Origin of the sequence: Streptomyces sp. 2P-4, assembly GCF_030167965.1 — a bacterium.
Taxonomy (GTDB): Bacteria; Actinomycetota; Actinomycetes; order Streptomycetales; family Streptomycetaceae; genus Streptomyces; species Streptomyces globosus_A.
Genome location: NZ_CP095011.1, coordinates 6,413,879 through 6,430,543, shown reverse-complemented (window position 1 = coordinate 6,430,543; position 16,665 = coordinate 6,413,879). Strand labels below are relative to the sequence as shown.

Genomic DNA, 16,665 nt, shown 5'->3' with positions numbered 1-16,665 from the left:
CCGCGACGGGCGCGCGCCGGACGGGGCGCCCTACGGCGGGTGTCACCCGGAAGTGGGCGCCCCGGCCCGCCACCTGGTGGAGGGCCGGGGCGGGGCGCGGACCGCGCCGGACCATGTTCCGGAGGAAGGCCTCCGCCCCCTCGGCACGGCCGGACTCCGCCGCAGTGCTCACCGCCGACCGCCCCCGACTGCGGTGTCGCGGAACGCATCGGCGACCCGGAGCGGACCGCCTGTTGCGGATGGGGCACCGGCCGCCCCGGCGGGCTCCGGGCGGACGATCTCCGGTCGTTATGCTGCAACCGCGCCGGCGGCACCCGCCCGCGCAGGAACGACGACGCGATGTGCCGGGCCGCCGCGTGCGGCCGGAGAGGGAGCCCCCGGATGGACGTGCAGCACTTCGAGCGGATCACCGCCTTCATCGAGGCGCGCCTGACGCCCCTGTTCGACGAGGCCACCGGCAGCGAGCGCGGCTTCGCGATGGACGACACCTCACGGGCCCTGCGGGCGCTGCGCAACGCGGTGCTGGAGGCGTCCGCGGTCAGGGGCCTGATCGAGAAGCGGGAGACGGCCGACGCCGCGCTGCGCCGGGTCATCGACCAGTCGGTGGAGCACCACTGGGACGTCCTGCGCGGCATCGCCCGGCAGTGGGAGGACCACGCCGACTTCCTGCGGGAGTTCAAGCGCCACGCCTGGGAGCTCGACGCCGCGCCGGCCGCGGGCTGACCCCGCGTCGGCGGCCCGTGCTCGCCCGGCCGCGCGGGCGGCGGCGCGCGACAATGGGCGTGTGGGCCGGCTGCCGAGGGGCAGGAGGCGGAGATGAACGGCTCGGTGCCCGTCGGGCGGGTGGTCGGCGTTCCGCTGCGGATGCACTGGAGCGTGCCGCTGCTCGTGCTGCTCTTCGCGTACGGGCTCGGCCGCCGGACCCTGCCCGCCTGGACGCCCGGCCAATCGGACGCCGTCTACACCGCGGCCGCGGCCGTCGGGGCGCTCGCCCTGGTGGCCAGCCTGCTGCTGCACGAGACGGCGCACGCCGCGGCTGCCCGGCGCAGGAAGATCGCCGTCGAGGACGTGACCCTGTGGGCGCTCGGCGGCATGACCCGGATGGGCCGCGCCCCGACGGCCGGGGCGGCGTTCGCGGTGGCGGTGAGCGGGCCGCTGGTGAGCCTGCTGCTCGGGGCTGCGGCGTTCGCCGCCGGGACGGGGCTGCAGGCCCTGACCGGGTGGCAGGTCGCGGCGGCGGTCCTGGTGTGGCTGGGATGGACGAACGTCTTCCTCGGCGTGTTCAACCTCCTGCCCGCCGCTCCGCTCGACGGGGGCCGCGTACTGCAGGCGCTGCTGTGGTGGCGCACGGGCGACCGGGAGCGGGCCGAGCGGGCGGCCTCGCGCAGCGGGCAGGTCTTCGGCATGCTGCTCGCGGCGGGCGGGTGGATCGCGTTCCTGCGGGGGGCGCCGGACGGGCTGTGGCTCATCCTGATCGGCCTGTTCATGGCCTTCGTCGCCGCCGCCGAGCGCCGGACCGCCGAGCTGCGCTCCGCGCTGGAGGGGGTGCGCGTGGCCGACGCGATGACGAGCCCGGTGGCCGCGGCGCCGGACTGGCTGAGCGTGCGGCGCTTCATCGACGAGGTGGCGCTGGACGCCCGGCACTCCGTGGTGCCGCTGCACGACTTCGACGGCCGCCCCAGCGGGGTGGTGGAGGTGGCCCGGCTGGCGTCGGTCCCCGAGGAGCGGCGCGAGGAGCTGCGGGTGCGCGACGTGGCGAACCCGGTGGAGCGGTACGCGGTGGCCCCGCCGGACCTGCCGCTGGCGGAGGCCCTCGAGCGGCTGCGGCCGGGCACCGGGCTGCCGGTGCTGGTGGTGGACGGCGGGCGGCTCGTGGGGATCGTGACGGCCTCGGACATCGCCCGGATGCAGCGCCGGCGCGCACTGGGCGGCTGAGCCGCGCGGGCGGGCGCGTACCGGACGACAATGGGGGGTGCGATGCCGTACGTAGCCGTGAGCGCCCTGAGCCACCCCGGCCTGGTCCGCGACCACAACGAGGACAGCCTCGTCGTCGGGCCGTGGACGCTGTGCGCCACCGCCACCCGCACCCCGCAGACGTTCGTCTTCCCGCTCGGCGACCCCCTCGTCGTGGCGGTGGCCGACGGCATCGGCGGCCAGCCGGCCGGCGAGGTGGCCAGCGCGCTCGTGGTGCGGCAGCTCTCGGCCCTCGGGCCGGCCCTGGACGGCGAGGAGGCGGTCCGCGAGGCCGTCGCCCTGTGCGACCGGGCCGTGTACGCGGCCTCGGACGGCGATCCGGAGCTGACCGCGATGGGCACGACCGTCGCGGGCGCCGTCGTCCTGGACGGGTCGCTGATCTCGTTCAACGTGGGCGACAGCCGGGTCTTCGACGCGACCGGGGAGGAGCTGCGGCTGGTGAGCGTGGACGACAACCCCCCGCTGCCGCCGGGGATGCGGACGTCGTCCGTGCTGACGCAGGCGATCGGCGGCGGGGGCGGGCCGGGCGGGATCCTCCCGCACGTCTCGGTGCAGCCGGCCGGCCCGGGGGCGCGCTACCTGGTCTGCTCGGACGGGCTGACCGATCCGGTCCCGGAGGAGGAGGTCGGGGAGCTGCTGCGGGCCCACGACGACGGCATGGCCGTGTTCGAGCTGTGGCGGGCCGCCATCGAGGCGGGCGGACCCGACAACATCACGCTCGCGCTGGTGCGGATCGGCTCGTAGGCGTACGGGCGGCCCCGGCGGAGGGATGCCGGTCAGGGCCGGCGGCGGCCGCCCTTGGCGCCCTTGGCGGTACGGGCGCCCTTGGCGGGTCCTGCTCCCCTGCCGCCCTTGGCCGTACCGCCCTTGCCGCCGCCGCTCTTCGCCGCGCCGCCCTTGCCGCCGGAGGCTCCGCCGCGCGGGTTCCGCCCGGCCGCGGCCCTGCCTGCGGCGGCGCCCCGGCCGCCGCCCTTGGCGTCCTTGGCGTCCTGCGGGCCGCGCTGCGGGCCGCGGGTGCTGTTGACGGTGCGGCCGCGGACGATGCCGATGAAGTGCTCGACCAGGTCGGGGGTGGGATCGGCCTCGGGCCAGGAGAGCGCCACCCGGGAGGCGGGGGCGTCGGTGACGGTCCGGTACGTGAGGTCCCTGCGGTGGTGCAGGCGGGCCAGGGACTGGGGCACGACGAGTACGCCGATCCCGGCCGCGACGAGCTCGACCGCGTCGGCGGTGGTCGCCGGCCGCTCGAACGCGGGACGGCCGGGCAGGGCCTCCCAGTCGAGGGTGTCGTCGAGGGGGTGCAGGACGATCTCGTCGGCGAGGTCGGCGGTGGACACCTCCTCGACGGCGGCGACGAGGTGGTCCTTCGGGACCACGACGACCGTGGTCTCGGTGTAGAGGGGGATCGCCGCGAGGCCGCCGCGGTCCGCGGGGATCCGGACGAGGCCCGCGTCCGCCCCGCCGTCACGGAGCGTGTCCGGCGCCTCGGCGGCGGACACCTGCACGAGGGTCAGCGGGACGTCGGGCAGGCGCTCGTTCCAGATCCGCACCCACTTGCTGGGCGTCACTCCGGGGACGTACGCGAGCCGGAACGAGGGAGATGCTTCCGAGCCTGTCACCCGCCCAGGTTACCGGGCGTGGTCAGGAGTAGCGCACATGCTCGATATTGTTGTCGCATGACGTCGCACAAGACCGCCCAGACCATGAAGCCCGCCACCGCGGCGAAGAAGCTGGGTGTGTACCTCGAGGCCACCCCCGCGGAATTCCGGGAGGGGTCCGTCTCCCGCAGCGAGCTGAACGCGCTGCAGACCGACCCGCCCCAGTGGCTCCGGGACCTGCGGCGGCTCGGACCGCACCCGCGCCCGGTGGTCGCGGCCCGGCTCGGCATCTCCATTGCGGGGCTCGCCCGCGGCGGCGTCACGGAGGCGCTCACCACCGAGCAGATCGACGCCCTGAAGCAGGAGAACCCCGAGTGGCTGCAGAAGGAGCGCGCCACGCAGGCCGAGGTCCGCAAGGAAGCGGTGCGGATCAAGGAGCGCAACGCCGAGCGCGAGGCGCGCCGCCAGGCTGACGCCTGAGACGCGCCCGCCCCTCGCACACCGTGTGACCCGCCCGTGTGCCGAGGGGCGCCCGGTGCGCCGGAGCAGACCCGGCGCACTGGTGCACCGAGCCGGTTTCGGGCGGTTCCGGTAGGGATCCGCAGAATGGGCGACCTGCCGTGCGGGCAGGCATTTCGTGTGATCTCGCAACTCATGGCATGGTTCCGCCCTGCCGCCACGACGGTGTTCACTGCCGACTTCACGTCCACCACGCAATGGGTCGCCGGCCGGTCCTGGGCCTATCCGAACGGCGGCCCGGTCAACCCCGGCGACAACAAGCTCGACTACCTCGTCCCCGACCCCGCGTACAGCCGCACCGGAACGTTTCGCGCGACCCGCCGTCCCGACGGCAAGTGGGACGCGGGACTGCTGACCACCGAGGGCAGCCGGGAGGGCTTCCAGCTGCGCGCGGAGGACGTCCTGGAGGCCCGTGTCAGACTCCCGCGGGAGCTCGGCGCCTGGCCTGCGATCTGGACCTGGCGGGACGGCGGCAACGAGGTCGACGTCTTCGAGTACCACCCCGACAACCCGGACCTCCTCGAACTCTCCAACCACGTCCGGGGCCGCGGCTCGCACTACCACCGCAACCCGGCCGTGGAGCCCGGCGGCTGGGTCGACCTGAAGGTCAGGTTCGGCACCAGGTCGGTCGTCTGGTGGGTGAACGGCACCCGCGTGTACGCAGACCGCACCGGCGTCGGGCGGCGCTGGCGGGCGTACATCATCGTCAACCTGTCGGTGTGCGCGGGCCGTTACCACCCCGCGCCCGAGCCGGACGTCTCGGAGATGTCCTACGAGGTCGCCTACCTGCGCATCACGCGCTGAGGGCGCGCGCGGCGGACCTGACGGAACCCGCCGCCCGGGCCCACCCGTTCGACTGCCGGGTACGGCTGTTCACCGGAAGGCCGGAAGAAATTCCCTACCGACCGGTAGACATCCCTTGCGCCGCTGCGGATTCTGGCCGCGTACATGCCAAATCCCCATGTCGTGAGGAGCGCCCCCACATGCGCAGCACCCGTACCCGCAGCCGTATACGCACCCTCGGAACCGCCGCAGGCACGGCGGCCGCGACCGCCGCCCTGCTGCTGGCCCCCGCCGCGACCGCGTCGGCAGCCCCGGCGGCGGCGCCCGCCCCCGCTGCCGCACCGGCCGCCTCGACGACGTGGGCGCCCGGCGGCAACGCGGCCATCCTCGGCATCGACTACGGCACGTGGAAGCGCGACGTCGCCGCCGTCATCGCCGAGGCCCGCCCGTACGTCGAGCAGCGCCTCGCCCACTCGCCCTCCGGCGAGCGCCCCGCGATCGTCCTCGACATCGACAACTCCTCTCTGGAGACGGACTTCCACTGGTTCTGGACGCTCCCGACGCCGGCCATCGCCGAGGTGCGCGACCTGACCCGGTACGCCCACGAGCACGGCGCCGCGATCTTCTTCGTCACCGCCCGCCCGGGCATCATCGGCTCGCTCACCGACTGGAACCTCAGGCAGGTGGGCTATCCGGTCTCGGGGCTGTACGTCCGGGACCTGCCCGACCTCTTCGAAGAGGTCAGCGCGTACAAGACCGAGCAGCGCGCCGAGATCGAGTCGCGCGGTTACACGATCATCGCCAACATCGGCAACAAGCAGAGCGACCTGGCCGGCGGCCACGCGGAGCGCACCTTCAAGCTGCCGGACTACGGCGGCAAGCTGTCCTGACTGCCCGCGGGCGGACACGGGGCGCCGGACCCGCGGAGCCCTCCCGGGCCCGGCGCCCTCCCGTGCCGCTACGGCCGCAGCGGCGGCGCCGGGAGCGGGGCGCCGTCCCGGGCGAGGGCGGCGATCAGCAGCAGCGCCCCGGTCCAGCCGAGCGGCACCACCGCCGAGGGCCGGCCGGATCCGTTGACGGTCTCCGGGAGTTCGCCCAGCCCGTTCCGCTTGGACAGCACCCAGTCCAGCACCCGGTCCGCCTTGGCGCCCTCGCCGGTGTGCGCCCAGGCCACCGCGAAGAAGGAGGTGCTGGCGGTCCAGGCGTACGAACCCCAGCTGAAGCCGGGGTCGTTGCCCGGGGAGAGGCCTCCGTTGGGCAGCAGCAGGGCCTGGTGGGTGGAGTCCAGCGCCGCGGCCAGGCCCGGCGGGGCGTCGTTGACCGGCGGCGCCATGAACGCGGCGGCGCTGTCGCGGCCGTGCCGCCCGTCGGCGGTGCGCGGGTAGCCGCCCGGGGCGAAGGAGGCGGCGATGCCCGCCGAGAGCCTCCGCGCGGCGTCGGCCCAGCGGTCCCGGTCGCCCGTCTCGCCGAGGCCGGCGGCGAGGTCGGCTGCCGCGTTGAGGCCGGCGAGCAGCGGGGCCGCGGTGCCGATGTTGGGGCTGTCGGTGCCCAGCTCCCAGTAGTCCGGGGAGGCGGGCGGCAGCCCGTCCGCGCCGAGCGAGCCGGCGGCGTGGTCGGCGGCCTTGCGCACCATGGGGTACAGCACCCGCAGCCGCGCCCCGCGGTCCGCGGCCGGGGCCTGCCGGTGCCAGTGCCACGTCGCCCACGGCACCCAGCCGCTGCCGTCGAGCTGCCAGGCCCGGGCGTCGGGCGGGCCGCTGCCGTCGAGCTTGGTGCGGGCCTCCCAGGTGCCGTCCGGGCGCTGTGTGGCGGCGTCGTACCGCAGGATCCGGTACGCCTCCTCGTCGTGGCCGGTGGCCGCGAACGCGACGGCGGCGAACGCCCCGTCGCGCGGCCACGAGTACTCCCAGGCGGGCGCCCAGCCCGCGGCGAAGGCGCCGTTCGGCCGGAGCAGCGCGCGCATCGAGAGCAGGGCGCGCTCCGCGGCGGCCTGCCGGGGCGTGCCGGCGCCCGGGACGCGGCCGGAGGCGAGCCAGGCGCGGCTCTCCTCGATCTGTGCGCGGGCGCCGGGGTCCCCGGCCGGGACGACAACCGAGGCGGTCGCCCCGTCGGGCAGGTGCCGCCACCGGCCGGACGGCAGGCGGAGCACGCTGCTGCCTTCGACGTAGGAGGCGCCGACCGCGAAGGAGGGGGCGACGGCCTCGACGGCGGTGCCGTTGGAGAGCAGGCCGGCGGTGCGGGCGGCGAGGGCGGTGGCGGGCACGTAGCAGGGCTCCGTCTCGCCGCAGCGCTCGCCGTCGGAGGGGTTCACGTGGAAGGCGAGCCGGGTGGGGTCGGCGTGCCAGCCGCCCCAGTAGGCCCGGTCGTGGTTCCAGCTGGTGAGGGAGCCGGGGACGGCGTTCTTCGTGCCGTACCAGGCGATGTTGCCGCTCTCGGCGGTCGTCGCCTGGAGGTGCAGGTGGTAGGTGGTGCCGGGGGTGACGTCCGCGCTCAGGGGGAACTCCAGCCAGCCGGCGCCCGCCCCGCCCAGGGAGGCGAGGGTGACGGTGCGGGAGGCGAGGGCGGACGCGGGGTCGGCCTTGTCGCGGCGGATCTGCGCGGTGATGCTGCCGGTGGCGGCCGCACTGCCCACGTAGACGCTCACGCGGGTGATGCGGCTGCTGTCGACGGTGAACTCCTGGGCGGCCGCGCGGTCGGGGGACTTCACCCCGAACAGGGCGGTCGGGTGCAGGGGCTGCCCGTCGTACGGGGCCGCCGCGGCGCCGGGCGCCGGACCGGCGGCAGCGCCCGGCGGGGCCGGGGACGGCAGGGCCTGCGGCGCGGCGGACGGTGCCGCGGCGAGCACGGCGGACAGCACGGCGGGGAGCACGCCCGTCGCGAACGGCATAGGGTGCGGCCCTTCTGTCGGGTGGGGGGTGGGGCGGGCCCCCACTGTGCACGTCCGGGGCGGCGCCGCCGGGCCGCCGCGGCGTGTTCCACCCGAGCGGGCGGTGATTCCATCCGATGGTGTGACACCCGCGGCCGGCCGCCGACCGCCGACGTCGCGTCCAGCCACCCGGTGTGGCACACGTCACATGACCGCGGTGCGCCCGGCTGTCACGAACGGCCGGGCCGCCCGGTCCGGAGTGCGGAGAGGCGCCGCGACGCGACACACGGAGCGGCGCGGGCAACCGTGCGAGCGCGGCACGGCCGGGGCCGGACGCCCCGGTGCCGCGGAGGAGGCAGAGAACGATGAAGGTGCTGCTGGCCGGTGCGACCGGGGCGATCGGCCGCCCCCTGACCCGCATGCTGGTCGCGGAAGGGCACGAGGTGCTGGCGCTGGCCCGGTCCGAGGCCTCGGCGCAGCGCGTCCGCGGCCTCGGGGCCGAACCGGTGCACGCCGACGCGCTCGACCGGGAGGGCCTGCTGCGCGCGGTCGAGGGCCGCACCGCCGACGCCGTGGTCCACCAGCTGACCGCGCTCAAGGCACCGAAGCGGACCCTGACCGCCGACGACCCGTCGAACGTGCTGCGCGCCGCGGGCACCGAGCACCTGCTGGAGGCGGCCGGCGTGCTCGGCGCCACCCGCTTCGTGGCGCAGTCCCTGGTCACCGGCTACGGCTACCGCGACCACGGCGACCGGATGCTGACCGAGCGCGACCCGTTCGGGGTGCTCCGCGGCACGGTCTCCGACCACGTGGTCGACGGGCTCACCGCCGTCGAGGGCCGCGTGTTCGCCGCCCGGCACGTCGCCGGCACGGCCCTGCGGTACGGCGTCTTCCACGGGCCGGGCACCTGGTTCGACCCGGACCCGTCGAGCGGCACCGTCCCCGTACCGGTCGGCGGAGGCGGTGTCATGTCCTGGGTGCACGTCGAGGACGCCGCCGCCGCGACGGTGGCCGCGCTGGAGCACGGGGGCGCGGGAGAGGCATACAACATCGTCGACGACGCGCCCGCCACGTGGGGCGAGGCCGCCGGCCTCGCGCGCGGCGGTCGGCGGTCGCCTCGCCTGCCGGGATGGCTGCTGCGCCGCGCGGTCCCGTACCTCGGCGACCTGATGCTCGACACGGCGCTGCGCGTCTCGCACGCCAAGGCGACGGCGCAGCTCGGCTGGACGCCCCGGCGGCCCGGCCCGGGGGCAGGCCGGGCCCGCTGAGGGAGGCACGCCCGCACGGCCGTTCCCCGGCGCCGGCCCCGTGGCGGAGGGAACCGGCCGACCGCCGGAGCAGTCCTCAGGGGTGGTTGTGATCATGCCGGCGGGAGCCGGCGCCGACAGGAGGAGTTCCACCCATGACGATTCACCGGCCGGGGCGTCCCGGGGACCTGCCCGCAGCGGAGGCGCTGTGGGCGCGGTGGGCACTGGCCGCCGTCCTGCAGGCGTCGACCGAGGACGAGGGCCTCGGAGTCCACCGCTCCGGCACGTGGGTCGACGCCGGGGGCCTGCACCTCGACGACGGCGGCTGCACCTGGTGGACGTACCAGCCGCTGGGCGGCGGGCGCTACGCGCTGTACGGCGAGGACGAGTCGAGCGGTGTGAAGTGGCACGAGCCGGCCGTGGACATGCTCGCCGGGGCCCCCGGCTGGCTGCCCCGCGCCACCCTGGACGACCTGCTGGAGGGGGCGCAGCTGGGCTGCGTGTACTGGTACGAGGCCGGTGCCTGGGCCCGCGCCCCCTATCCGGAGACGCTGGAGGACGACGGCCTGGACTGCGGCATCGGGCGGTTCGCCGGCGACGAGATCCACCGGGAGCTGGGCGTGGCGCGCGCCGTCGGGGAGGAGCTGCTGGCCGCGGCGGAGGGCTACCGGCTCCGGCCGGAGGACCTGGAGCAGCTGGCGGAGCGGGCGCAGAGCCCGCACGACGACGACTGGGACCTGCCGGCGATGCTGAGGGCGCTGGAGCTGTCCGGGATCGGCGCCCGGGCCGCCGCCTCGTAGCGGCCGCGGGTCCCGCCGGCGCACCGAAGTTGAGAAGTGTTCATCTTTCCGTTGACAGGGCGGCCCCCCGCGGCGAAGAGTCGGTGCAGCACCGCTCCGCGCCACCGCACGCGCGCACCGCCCCGGCGGCCCTGCGCACCCCCGCGACCGAAGTGAGCCCCGTATGACCGCACGCCTGCCCGGCCCCCGCCCCGCACCGGTCCCCGCCTCCCGGCCCGCGCCGCTGCCGGAGTTCCCCTCCGACTTCCTGTGGGGCGTATCGGCCTCCGCCTTCCAGGTGGAGGGGGCGACGGCCGCGGACGGCCGCGGCCCCTCCGTCTGGGACGCCTTCACGCGCCGGCCGGGCAGCATCAAGGACGGCACCCTCGCGGACACGGCCTGCGGGCACTACGAGCGCTACCGCGAGGACGTTGCCCTCATGGCCGGGCTCGGCGTCGGCGCCTACCGGTTCTCGGTCTCCTGGCCGCGGATCCTGCCCGACGGCCGCGGCCCGGTCGAGGAGGCGGGGCTGGACTTCTACGACCGGCTCGTCGACGAGCTGTGCGCCCGCGGCATCGCGCCCGCCCCCACCCTCTTCCACTGGGACACCCCGCTGGCGCTGGAGGAGCGCGGCGGCTGGCTGAACCGGGACACCGCCGAGCGGTTCGCCGCGTACGCCTCGGTGGTCGCCGAGCGGCTGGCCGACCGGGTTCCGATGTGGATCACCGTCAACGAGCCCGCCGAGGTCACGCTCCTCGGCTACGGCATCGGGGAGCACGCGCCGGGCAAGCGGCTCCTCTTCGGCGCCCTCCCGGCGGCCCACCACCAACTGCTGGCCCACGGCCTCGGCGTGCAGGCGCTGCGCGCGGCCGGGGCGCAGCGGATCGGCATCGCCGCCTCGCACAGCCCCGTGTGGGCGGCGGGGGACGGCGAGGAGGACCGGGCGGCGGCCGATCTGTACGACCTGCTGACGAACCGGATGTTCGCCGACCCGGTCCTGACCGGAAGCTACCCCGACGAGGGCCTGGCCTCGATGATGCCGGGCCCGGTCGCGGAGGACCTGCGGACGATCTCGGCCCCGCTCGACTGGTACGGCGTCAACTACTACAACCCGGTGCGCGTCGGCGCCCCGCGGCCGGCGGACGCCGTTCGCACGGAAAGGAGTTCGTACGCCGGCGTCGAGCTGCCGCCCGAACTGCCTTTTGCGCTGCAGGAGATCGAGGGGTACGAGCGGACCGACTTCGGCTGGCCGGTGGTCCCGGACGGCCTGCGGGAGCTCCTCACCGGAATGCACCGCCGCTACGGCGACCGCCTGCCGCCGCTGTACGTCACGGAGAACGGCTGCTCGTACGGGGACGGGCCGGATCCGGTGACCGGGCGGGTCGCGGACGCCCGCCGGATCGCGTACCACGACGGCCATCTGCGGGCGCTGCACCGGGCGATGGAGGAAGGGGTCGACGTCCGCGGGTACTTCGTGTGGTCGATCCTCGACAACTTCGAGTGGGCGGAGGGCCACCGGCAGCGGTTCGGCCTCGTCCACGTCGACTACGCGACGCTGCGCCGGACCCCGAAGGACTCCTACGCCTGGTACCGCGGGGTGATCGGGCGCGGCAGGTGACGGAGGGGCTGGCCGGTGGCGGGGGCGGACCGGCGGCGGCGCCCCCTGCGGCGTGACGCGCCCGGCACCGCCGGACACGCGGGGGCGGTGCCGCCGAAGCCTGTCGGCGGCACCGCCCACCGCACCGCGTCAGGAGTTGACGCAGACGTTCCCGGCCGCCGGGTTCAGCGCACCGACCAGGTTGATGCTGTTGCCGCACAGGTTGATCGGGATGTGGATCGGGATCTGGACCACGTTGCCCGAGAGAATGCCCGGCGAGCCGATGGCCGCGCCGTTCGCCGTGCTGTCCGCGACGGCGGATCCGACCCCGCCGAGCGTGGCGCAGACGGCCAGGCAGGCTGCCGCGGCCATGGTGCGGATCTTCATGTGGGTCTCCCATCGAGTGAGCGGGTGTGCGCGGCCCATCTCATACCAATCCGCCGCGTACCAGCCCGATTCACCCGCCCGTGGGCGGTGTCCGGATCCATGGGCACGAACGTGCGGGTGGGACACGGGTGTCTGGTGAGCGGCGGCACGCTCTATGTAATGTCACACCGCATGATGTCCTTACGGCGTGCCGCGTCCGCCGCGGCCCTCCTCGCGACCCTCGCCTCCACAGCAGTTGCCTCCCCCGCCCACGCGGACGGCTCCGCCACGCACTCGTGCCGCACCTCCCCCGCCGCACCCCTGGACGCCGAACAGGCCCGGCTCGCCGACCCCCGCACCGCCGCCCTCGTCGAAGGCGGCGGCCTCGGCGCCTTCACGGCCCGCTTCCCCGCCGCCCTGTGCTCGGCCCGCGGCCCCGCCGAGGCCGGCCGGCTGCTCGACGCCTGGGGAACCGCCCTGTGGGAGGCGGCAGTCCACCGCGCACAGGGCCGGCGGCCGGGCGGTGGCCTCGCCTCGGGCGACGACCGCCCGCTGTACTGGGCCCGCGTCGCCATGACGGCGCACCTCGCCCGCTGGGAACCGGAGTTCGCCGTCGACCGGGCTGCGCTGCGCACCCGCTTCGAGGACGCCTCGCGCGGACTCGCCGACAACGCCTTCCGCTCCGCACCGGGCGTGCGGCGCGTGTTCATCAGCGGCTTCGACCCCTTCGGACTCGACGGGGAGATACGCCGCGCCAACCCCTCCGGGTCCGCCGCGCTCCGCCTCAACGGCCGCCGCATCACCCTCGCCGACGGCAGCACAGCCGAGGTCCGCGCCGTCGTACTCCCCGTCCGCTACGCCGACTTCGACGCCGGCATCGTCGAGCGCGCCTTCACGCCGCGCCTGGCCGTCGGCCCCGGCAGCGCCGACGCCATCACCACGGTCAGCCAGGGCTACCCGGGCGAGTTCACCTTGGAGGACTGGGCGGGCCGCAACCGCTCAGCCGACCCGTACCCCGACAACACCCGCGCCCTGTCGGGTGGAACGCGCGAACACCCGGTGACCGCCCCCGGCCTCGGCCCGGGCCCCGAGTTCATCCGCACCACCCTCCCCGCCGGCGCCGTCACGGCGGCCGTGCAGAGCCCGTACCCGGTCCGCCTCAACCCGTCGGTCACCGAGATCCCCGCGGGCGCCACCGCCCCCGTGGACCGCACCGACGGGCCCACCCCGGGCTCCCGGGCCGTCGCGGGCGGAGGCGGCGGCTACCTGTCCAACGAAGTCGCCTACCGCAGCAACCGGTTGCGCGGCGTGCTGCGCCCGCACCTGCCGGGCGGGCACCTCCACACCCCCGTGCTCACCGGGCTGCCCGCCGACCCCCAGGCGCTGACCGGGCCCGAGTTCGAGGACAACGAGACCGCCATCGCCGACGAGGTCCGCGCCGTCCTCGCACACGCCGCCGCGCGCCGCTGAACCGGGCCGCCGAGCCTGCCCGTCAAGGCCGCCGTCCAACGCGCCCACCTGCGGGTGAAGCTCCGCAGGCGGGCAGCGGCCGGTGCCGCCGAGCCGTAACACTGTCGCACCTCAGACAATCGGCACACCCCACGGAAAGCGGACGCCCATGGCGAACGGCACGGTCCTGCTGGCACTGCGTGAAAACCCCCTCGGCGGCGGCGTCAGCGCCGAGCAGATCCGCCGCATCGGCAAGGAGTTGGAGAACGAGGGCCTGGAGCTGCGGTGGGCGGCCACCGCAGCCGACGCCCGGGCCGCACTCCGCACGGAGGCGGGCCTCTGCGCTGCCGTCATCGCCTGGGACCTGCCGGGCGGGGCCGGCGCTCCCGCCGAGGCGGGCGGCGGGGGCGAGGTGCTGCGCCACATCGGGCGCCGCTTCAAGGACCTGCCGGTCTTCCTCGTCATGGCCGACGAGTGCGACCAGGACCTGGAGCGGCTGCCCCTGTGGGTCTCCGAGGCCGTCGTCGGCTACATCTGGCCCTTGGAGGACACCCCGTCCTTCATCGCCGGGCGCGTCGGCACCGCGGCCCGGAACTACCACCGGGACCTGCTGCCCCCGTTCTTCAAGGCCCTGCGCCGCTTCGACGACGCGCACGAGTACTCCTGGCACACACCGGCCCACTCGGGCGGCGTCGCCTTCCTGAAGTCCCCGGCCGGCCGGGCGTTCTTCGACTACTACGGCGAGCGCCTCTTCCGCAGCGACCTGTCGATCTCCGTCGGAGAGCTGGGGTCGCTCTTCGAGCACAACGGGCCGATCGGCGAGGCCGAGCGGAACGCCGCCCGCATCTTCGGCGCCGACCGCACCTACTTCGTCCTGCACGGCGACTCCACCGCGGACCGCATGGTCGGCCACTACAGCGTCACCTCGGACGAGATCGCGCTCGTCGACCGCAACTGCCACAAGTCCGTGCTGCACGGCCTGGTCATCTCCGGCGCGCGCCCTGTCTACCTGGTGCCGACCCGGAACGGCTACGGGCTGGCCGGGCCCCTCCCCCCGGCCGAGACCGACGCGGCGGCGGTCGCCGCGCGGATCGCCGCGAACCCGCTCACCACCGGGGCGCTCTCGCGGGACGCCCAGTACGCGGTGCTGACGAACTCCACGTACGACGGGCTGTGCTACGACACGGTCGCGGCCGCCCGCGCCCTCGCCCCGAGCACGCCGCGCCTCCACTTCGACGAGGCCTGGTTCGCGTACGCACGCTTCCATCCCCTGTACGCGGGCCGGTACGGCATGGCCGTCGGCCCGGACACCTTCCCGGACTCCGTCGAAGGGCCCGAGCGGCCCACTGTGTTCGCAACGCAGTCGACCCACAAGCTGCTGGCGGCGCTGTCCCAGTGCGCGATGGTGCACGTGCGGTCGGCGCCGCGGGCACCCGTCGAACACGAGCGGTTCAACGAGGCGTTCATGATGCACGGGACGACGTCCCCGCTGTACCCGGCGATCGCCTCGCTGGACGTGGCGGCAGCGATGATGGACGGGCCGCAGGGGCAGTGGCTGGTCGACGAGGCGGTGACCGAGGCGATCCGGTTCCGGCAGGCCGTCGTGCGCACGGGCCGGCGGATCGCGGCCGCCGGAGACCGGCCCGACTGGTTCTTCGGCGTCTGGCAGCCGGACACCGTCACCGACCCGGCCACCGGCGAGCGCCTGCCGTTCGCCGAGGCACCGGCGGCGCTGCTGAGCCGCGAGCCGAGCTGCTGGCACCTGGAGCCCGGCGCCGCCTGGCACGGCTTCCGCGACCTGACCGAAGGCTACTGCCTGCTCGACCCGGTCAAGGTGACCCTGACCTGCCCGGGCGTCACCGCCACCGGGGAGACGCAGGAGTGGGGCATCCCGGCCCGCATCCTCACCGCGTACCTGGCGGCGCGCGGCATCGTGGTGGAGAAGACCGACAGCTACACCGCGCTGGTGCTGTTCTCCATGGGCATCACCAAGGGCAAGTGGGGCACCCTGATGGACGCCCTCATGGATTTCAAGGCGCTCCACGACGCGGACGCGCCGCTCGACCGGGTCCTGCCGGACCTGGTCGGGCAGTTCCCCAGGCCCTACGCCGGCACCACCCTGCGCGGCCTGTGCACCCGCATGCACGAGCACCTCACGCACGCCGAGCTGATCACCGCCCTGGACACGGCCTTCCAGGAGCTGCCCGAGCCGGTCGCCCCGCCCCGCGCCTGCTACCAGCAGCTCATCCGCGGCGGCACCGAGCGCGTCAGGCTGGCCGACGCCGCAAACCGGGTGGCGGCGGCCATGGTGACGGTGACCCCGCCCGGCATCCCGGTCCTGATGCCCGGCGAGTCGACCGGCACCGAAACGGGCCCCCTGCTCCGCTACCTCCGCGCCCTGGAATCATTCGACCGCACGTTCCCGGGCTTCCACAGCGAGGCCCACGGCGTGACGATCGACCCGGAAACGGGCGACTACCAGATCGAATGCCTCCGCCGACAGCCCTGACCGCCCCGGCTGCAGGGGGGGCGTCCCACCGGCCGTCCGGCGGGACGCCCCCCTGCGGCGGGTCGGGGCCGACGGCGCCCTACGGGACGTTCGCAGTCGTCTCGCAGGCAAGGGCGACGTCCGAGCCGCCCTTGCCGTCACAGGAGTCGGTTGCCTCGTCGCCGCCGTCCATGACGTCGTTGCCGCCCGTCGCCGCGTCGGCTGCCGGGTCGGGGGCGGGGGCCGCGGGGTTCGCCGGCGCGGGGGAGGCCGGGCGGGAGGGGCGGCCCGGGGACGCGGCCGGGGCCGGCGAGGCGCCGTCGCCGCGGCCCCGGGCGGCGTGGCCCGAGACGTTGTCGCCGATGATGGTGTCCTTGCCGGGGCCGCCGATGAGGACGTCGTTGCCCTCGCCGGTGGCGGTGCCCTCCGCGGAGGAGTCGCCCGTCAGCTCGTCGTCGCCGGCGCCGCCGTCGAGGACGTCGTTGCCGCCGCCCGAGGCTTGGATGCCGCCCCGGCTGTCGCCGATGATGGCGTCGTTGCCGTCGCCGCCGAACAGCATGTCGTTGCCGCCGCCCGAGGCGCTGGCGCCGAAGGCGATGCTGTCGCCGCCCAGCCGGTCGTCGCCCGGGCCGCCGAACACGATGTCGTTGCCGCCGCCCTCCACGTCCGTCCGGGTGCCGATCAGGTCGCCGCGTACGACGTCGGAGCCTTCGCCGCCGTCCAGCTGGTCGTTGCCGAGGCCTCCGGCCAGGGTGTCGTCGCCGGCGAGACCGCAGATCAGGTCGTTGCCGCCGAGCCCGTCGATGGTGTCCGCCGCGGCCGACCCGACGATGACGTCGTCGCCCTCCGTGCCGGTGATCTTCCCGGTGCCGGTGATCGTCGCGGTGCGGCCGAAGCAGGTCGCCTCCTCGGCCGCGTCCGCGGCCACCGCCGGCAGCCCGAGGGAGAGCAGCGCGGCGGCCGCCAGGATCATGGGGGATGTACGGACGGGCATACGGACCT

The 16,665-nt window shown here is 75.5% G+C and carries 15 protein-coding genes; 11 read left to right on the top strand and 4 right to left on the bottom strand.

Translation table 11 applies throughout. The features are described 5' to 3' along the window. The first annotated feature begins 381 nt into the window (after window positions 1-381). The 3 genes from MUK52_RS28695 to MUK52_RS28685 all read left to right on the top strand — a co-directional run bounded on the left by MUK52_RS28695 (window position 382) and on the right by MUK52_RS28685 (window position 2,718). The gene (locus MUK52_RS28695; RefSeq protein WP_284581269.1) at window positions 382-723 is read left to right on the top strand and encodes a hypothetical protein; all 342 of its coding nucleotides are present in this window, start codon (window positions 382-384) and stop codon (window positions 721-723) included. 93 nt (window positions 724-816) lie between these two features. After that, window positions 817-1,935, top strand: a complete 1,119-nt coding sequence (locus MUK52_RS28690; RefSeq protein WP_114056256.1) for a site-2 protease family protein — start codon at window positions 817-819, stop codon at window positions 1,933-1,935. A gap of 42 nt (window positions 1,936-1,977) precedes the next feature. After that, window positions 1,978-2,718 (top strand): PP2C family protein-serine/threonine phosphatase, encoded by a 741-nt coding sequence (locus MUK52_RS28685; RefSeq protein ID WP_284581265.1) that lies wholly within the window; start codon window positions 1,978-1,980, stop codon window positions 2,716-2,718. 32 nt (window positions 2,719-2,750) lie between these two features. Here MUK52_RS28685 and MUK52_RS28680 read toward each other — a convergent pair whose 3' ends face one another. Further along, window positions 2,751-3,590 carry a LysR family transcriptional regulator substrate-binding protein gene (locus MUK52_RS28680; RefSeq protein WP_114056258.1) on the bottom strand — a complete coding sequence of 280 codons (840 nt, stop codon included), beginning with the start codon at window positions 3,588-3,590 and terminating at the stop codon, window positions 2,751-2,753. Window positions 3,591-3,647: 57 nt separating this feature from the next. Here MUK52_RS28680 and MUK52_RS28675 point away from each other — a divergent pair, with 57 nt between their 5' ends. The 3 genes from MUK52_RS28675 to MUK52_RS28665 all read left to right on the top strand — a co-directional run bounded on the left by MUK52_RS28675 (window position 3,648) and on the right by MUK52_RS28665 (window position 5,761). Next, on the top strand, window positions 3,648-4,049 hold the full coding sequence (locus tag MUK52_RS28675) for a DUF5997 family protein (RefSeq protein WP_284581262.1): 402 nt from the start codon (window positions 3,648-3,650) through the stop codon (window positions 4,047-4,049). Between the two features lie 174 nt (window positions 4,050-4,223). Continuing rightward, window positions 4,224-4,892: a LamG domain-containing protein gene (locus MUK52_RS28670; RefSeq protein WP_114058744.1), complete on the top strand. Its 669-nt coding sequence runs from the start codon at window positions 4,224-4,226 to the stop codon at window positions 4,890-4,892. 179 nt (window positions 4,893-5,071) lie between these two features. After that, window positions 5,072-5,761 carry an HAD family acid phosphatase gene (locus MUK52_RS28665; RefSeq protein WP_284581259.1) on the top strand — a complete coding sequence of 230 codons (690 nt, stop codon included), beginning with the start codon at window positions 5,072-5,074 and terminating at the stop codon, window positions 5,759-5,761. 68 nt (window positions 5,762-5,829) lie between these two features. Here MUK52_RS28665 and MUK52_RS28660 read toward each other — a convergent pair whose 3' ends face one another. Then, entirely contained in the window at window positions 5,830-7,758 is a 1,929-nt protein-coding gene (locus tag MUK52_RS28660) for a choice-of-anchor R domain-containing protein (RefSeq protein WP_162793254.1), read from the bottom strand. Between the two features lie 344 nt (window positions 7,759-8,102). On the opposite strand from MUK52_RS28660, the gene MUK52_RS28655 reads away from it, so the two are divergent. The 3 genes from MUK52_RS28655 (at window position 8,103) to MUK52_RS28645 (ending at window position 11,381) form a co-directional block, all read left to right on the top strand. Further along, window positions 8,103-9,005: an NAD-dependent epimerase/dehydratase family protein gene (locus MUK52_RS28655; RefSeq protein ID WP_114056263.1), complete on the top strand. Its 903-nt coding sequence runs from the start codon at window positions 8,103-8,105 to the stop codon at window positions 9,003-9,005. Window positions 9,006-9,139: 134 nt separating this feature from the next. Continuing rightward, the gene (locus MUK52_RS28650; RefSeq protein ID WP_114056264.1) at window positions 9,140-9,784 is read left to right on the top strand and encodes a hypothetical protein; all 645 of its coding nucleotides are present in this window, start codon (window positions 9,140-9,142) and stop codon (window positions 9,782-9,784) included. Between the two features lie 163 nt (window positions 9,785-9,947). Beyond that, window positions 9,948-11,381, top strand: coding sequence for a GH1 family beta-glucosidase (locus MUK52_RS28645; protein WP_284581254.1), 1,434 nt, complete (start codon window positions 9,948-9,950; stop codon window positions 11,379-11,381). Window positions 11,382-11,510: 129 nt separating this feature from the next. On the opposite strand, the gene MUK52_RS28640 is transcribed toward MUK52_RS28645, so the two are convergent. After that, a complete protein-coding gene (locus MUK52_RS28640; RefSeq protein WP_174250418.1) occupies window positions 11,511-11,747 on the bottom strand; it encodes a chaplin in 237 nt (78 codons plus the stop codon). A gap of 159 nt (window positions 11,748-11,906) precedes the next feature. On the opposite strand from MUK52_RS28640, the gene MUK52_RS28635 reads away from it, so the two are divergent. After that, window positions 11,907-13,196 carry a PA0049 C-terminal domain-containing protein gene (locus MUK52_RS28635; RefSeq protein ID WP_284581251.1) on the top strand — a complete coding sequence of 430 codons (1,290 nt, stop codon included), beginning with the start codon at window positions 11,907-11,909 and terminating at the stop codon, window positions 13,194-13,196. A gap of 148 nt (window positions 13,197-13,344) precedes the next feature. Continuing rightward, window positions 13,345-15,684: an Orn/Lys/Arg family decarboxylase gene (locus MUK52_RS28630; RefSeq protein WP_114056268.1), complete on the top strand. Its 2,340-nt coding sequence runs from the start codon at window positions 13,345-13,347 to the stop codon at window positions 15,682-15,684. Window positions 15,685-15,763: 79 nt separating this feature from the next. Here MUK52_RS28630 and MUK52_RS28625 read toward each other — a convergent pair whose 3' ends face one another. Further along, a complete protein-coding gene (locus tag MUK52_RS28625; RefSeq protein WP_114056269.1) occupies window positions 15,764-16,657 on the bottom strand; it encodes a calcium-binding protein in 894 nt (297 codons plus the stop codon). Between the last annotated feature and the right edge of the window lie 8 nt (window positions 16,658-16,665).

Bases quoted from the DNA above. Each gene is read 5' to 3' on its own strand.
- MUK52_RS28655 (WP_114056263.1), top strand. From the start codon at position 8,103: ATGAAGGTGCTGCTGGCCGGTGCGACCGGGGCGATCGGCCGCCCCCTG.
- MUK52_RS28640 (WP_174250418.1), bottom strand. From the start codon at position 11,747: ATGAAGATCCGCACCATGGCCGCGGCAGCCTGCCTGGCCGTCTGCGCC.
- MUK52_RS28660 (WP_162793254.1), bottom strand. From the start codon at position 7,758: ATGCCGTTCGCGACGGGCGTGCTCCCCGCCGTGCTGTCCGCCGTGCTC.
- MUK52_RS28665 (WP_284581259.1), top strand. From the start codon at position 5,072: ATGCGCAGCACCCGTACCCGCAGCCGTATACGCACCCTCGGAACCGCC.
- MUK52_RS28670 (WP_114058744.1), top strand. From the start codon at position 4,224: ATGGCATGGTTCCGCCCTGCCGCCACGACGGTGTTCACTGCCGACTTC.
- MUK52_RS28635 (WP_284581251.1), top strand. From the start codon at position 11,907: ATGTCACACCGCATGATGTCCTTACGGCGTGCCGCGTCCGCCGCGGCC.
- MUK52_RS28645 (WP_284581254.1), top strand. From the start codon at position 9,948: ATGACCGCACGCCTGCCCGGCCCCCGCCCCGCACCGGTCCCCGCCTCC.
- MUK52_RS28695 (WP_284581269.1), top strand. From the start codon at position 382: ATGGACGTGCAGCACTTCGAGCGGATCACCGCCTTCATCGAGGCGCGC.
- MUK52_RS28685 (WP_284581265.1), top strand. From the start codon at position 1,978: ATGCCGTACGTAGCCGTGAGCGCCCTGAGCCACCCCGGCCTGGTCCGC.
- MUK52_RS28675 (WP_284581262.1), top strand. From the start codon at position 3,648: ATGACGTCGCACAAGACCGCCCAGACCATGAAGCCCGCCACCGCGGCG.
- MUK52_RS28690 (WP_114056256.1), top strand. From the start codon at position 817: ATGAACGGCTCGGTGCCCGTCGGGCGGGTGGTCGGCGTTCCGCTGCGG.
- MUK52_RS28625 (WP_114056269.1), bottom strand. From the start codon at position 16,657: ATGCCCGTCCGTACATCCCCCATGATCCTGGCGGCCGCCGCGCTGCTC.
- MUK52_RS28630 (WP_114056268.1), top strand. From the start codon at position 13,345: ATGGCGAACGGCACGGTCCTGCTGGCACTGCGTGAAAACCCCCTCGGC.
- MUK52_RS28650 (WP_114056264.1), top strand. From the start codon at position 9,140: ATGACGATTCACCGGCCGGGGCGTCCCGGGGACCTGCCCGCAGCGGAG.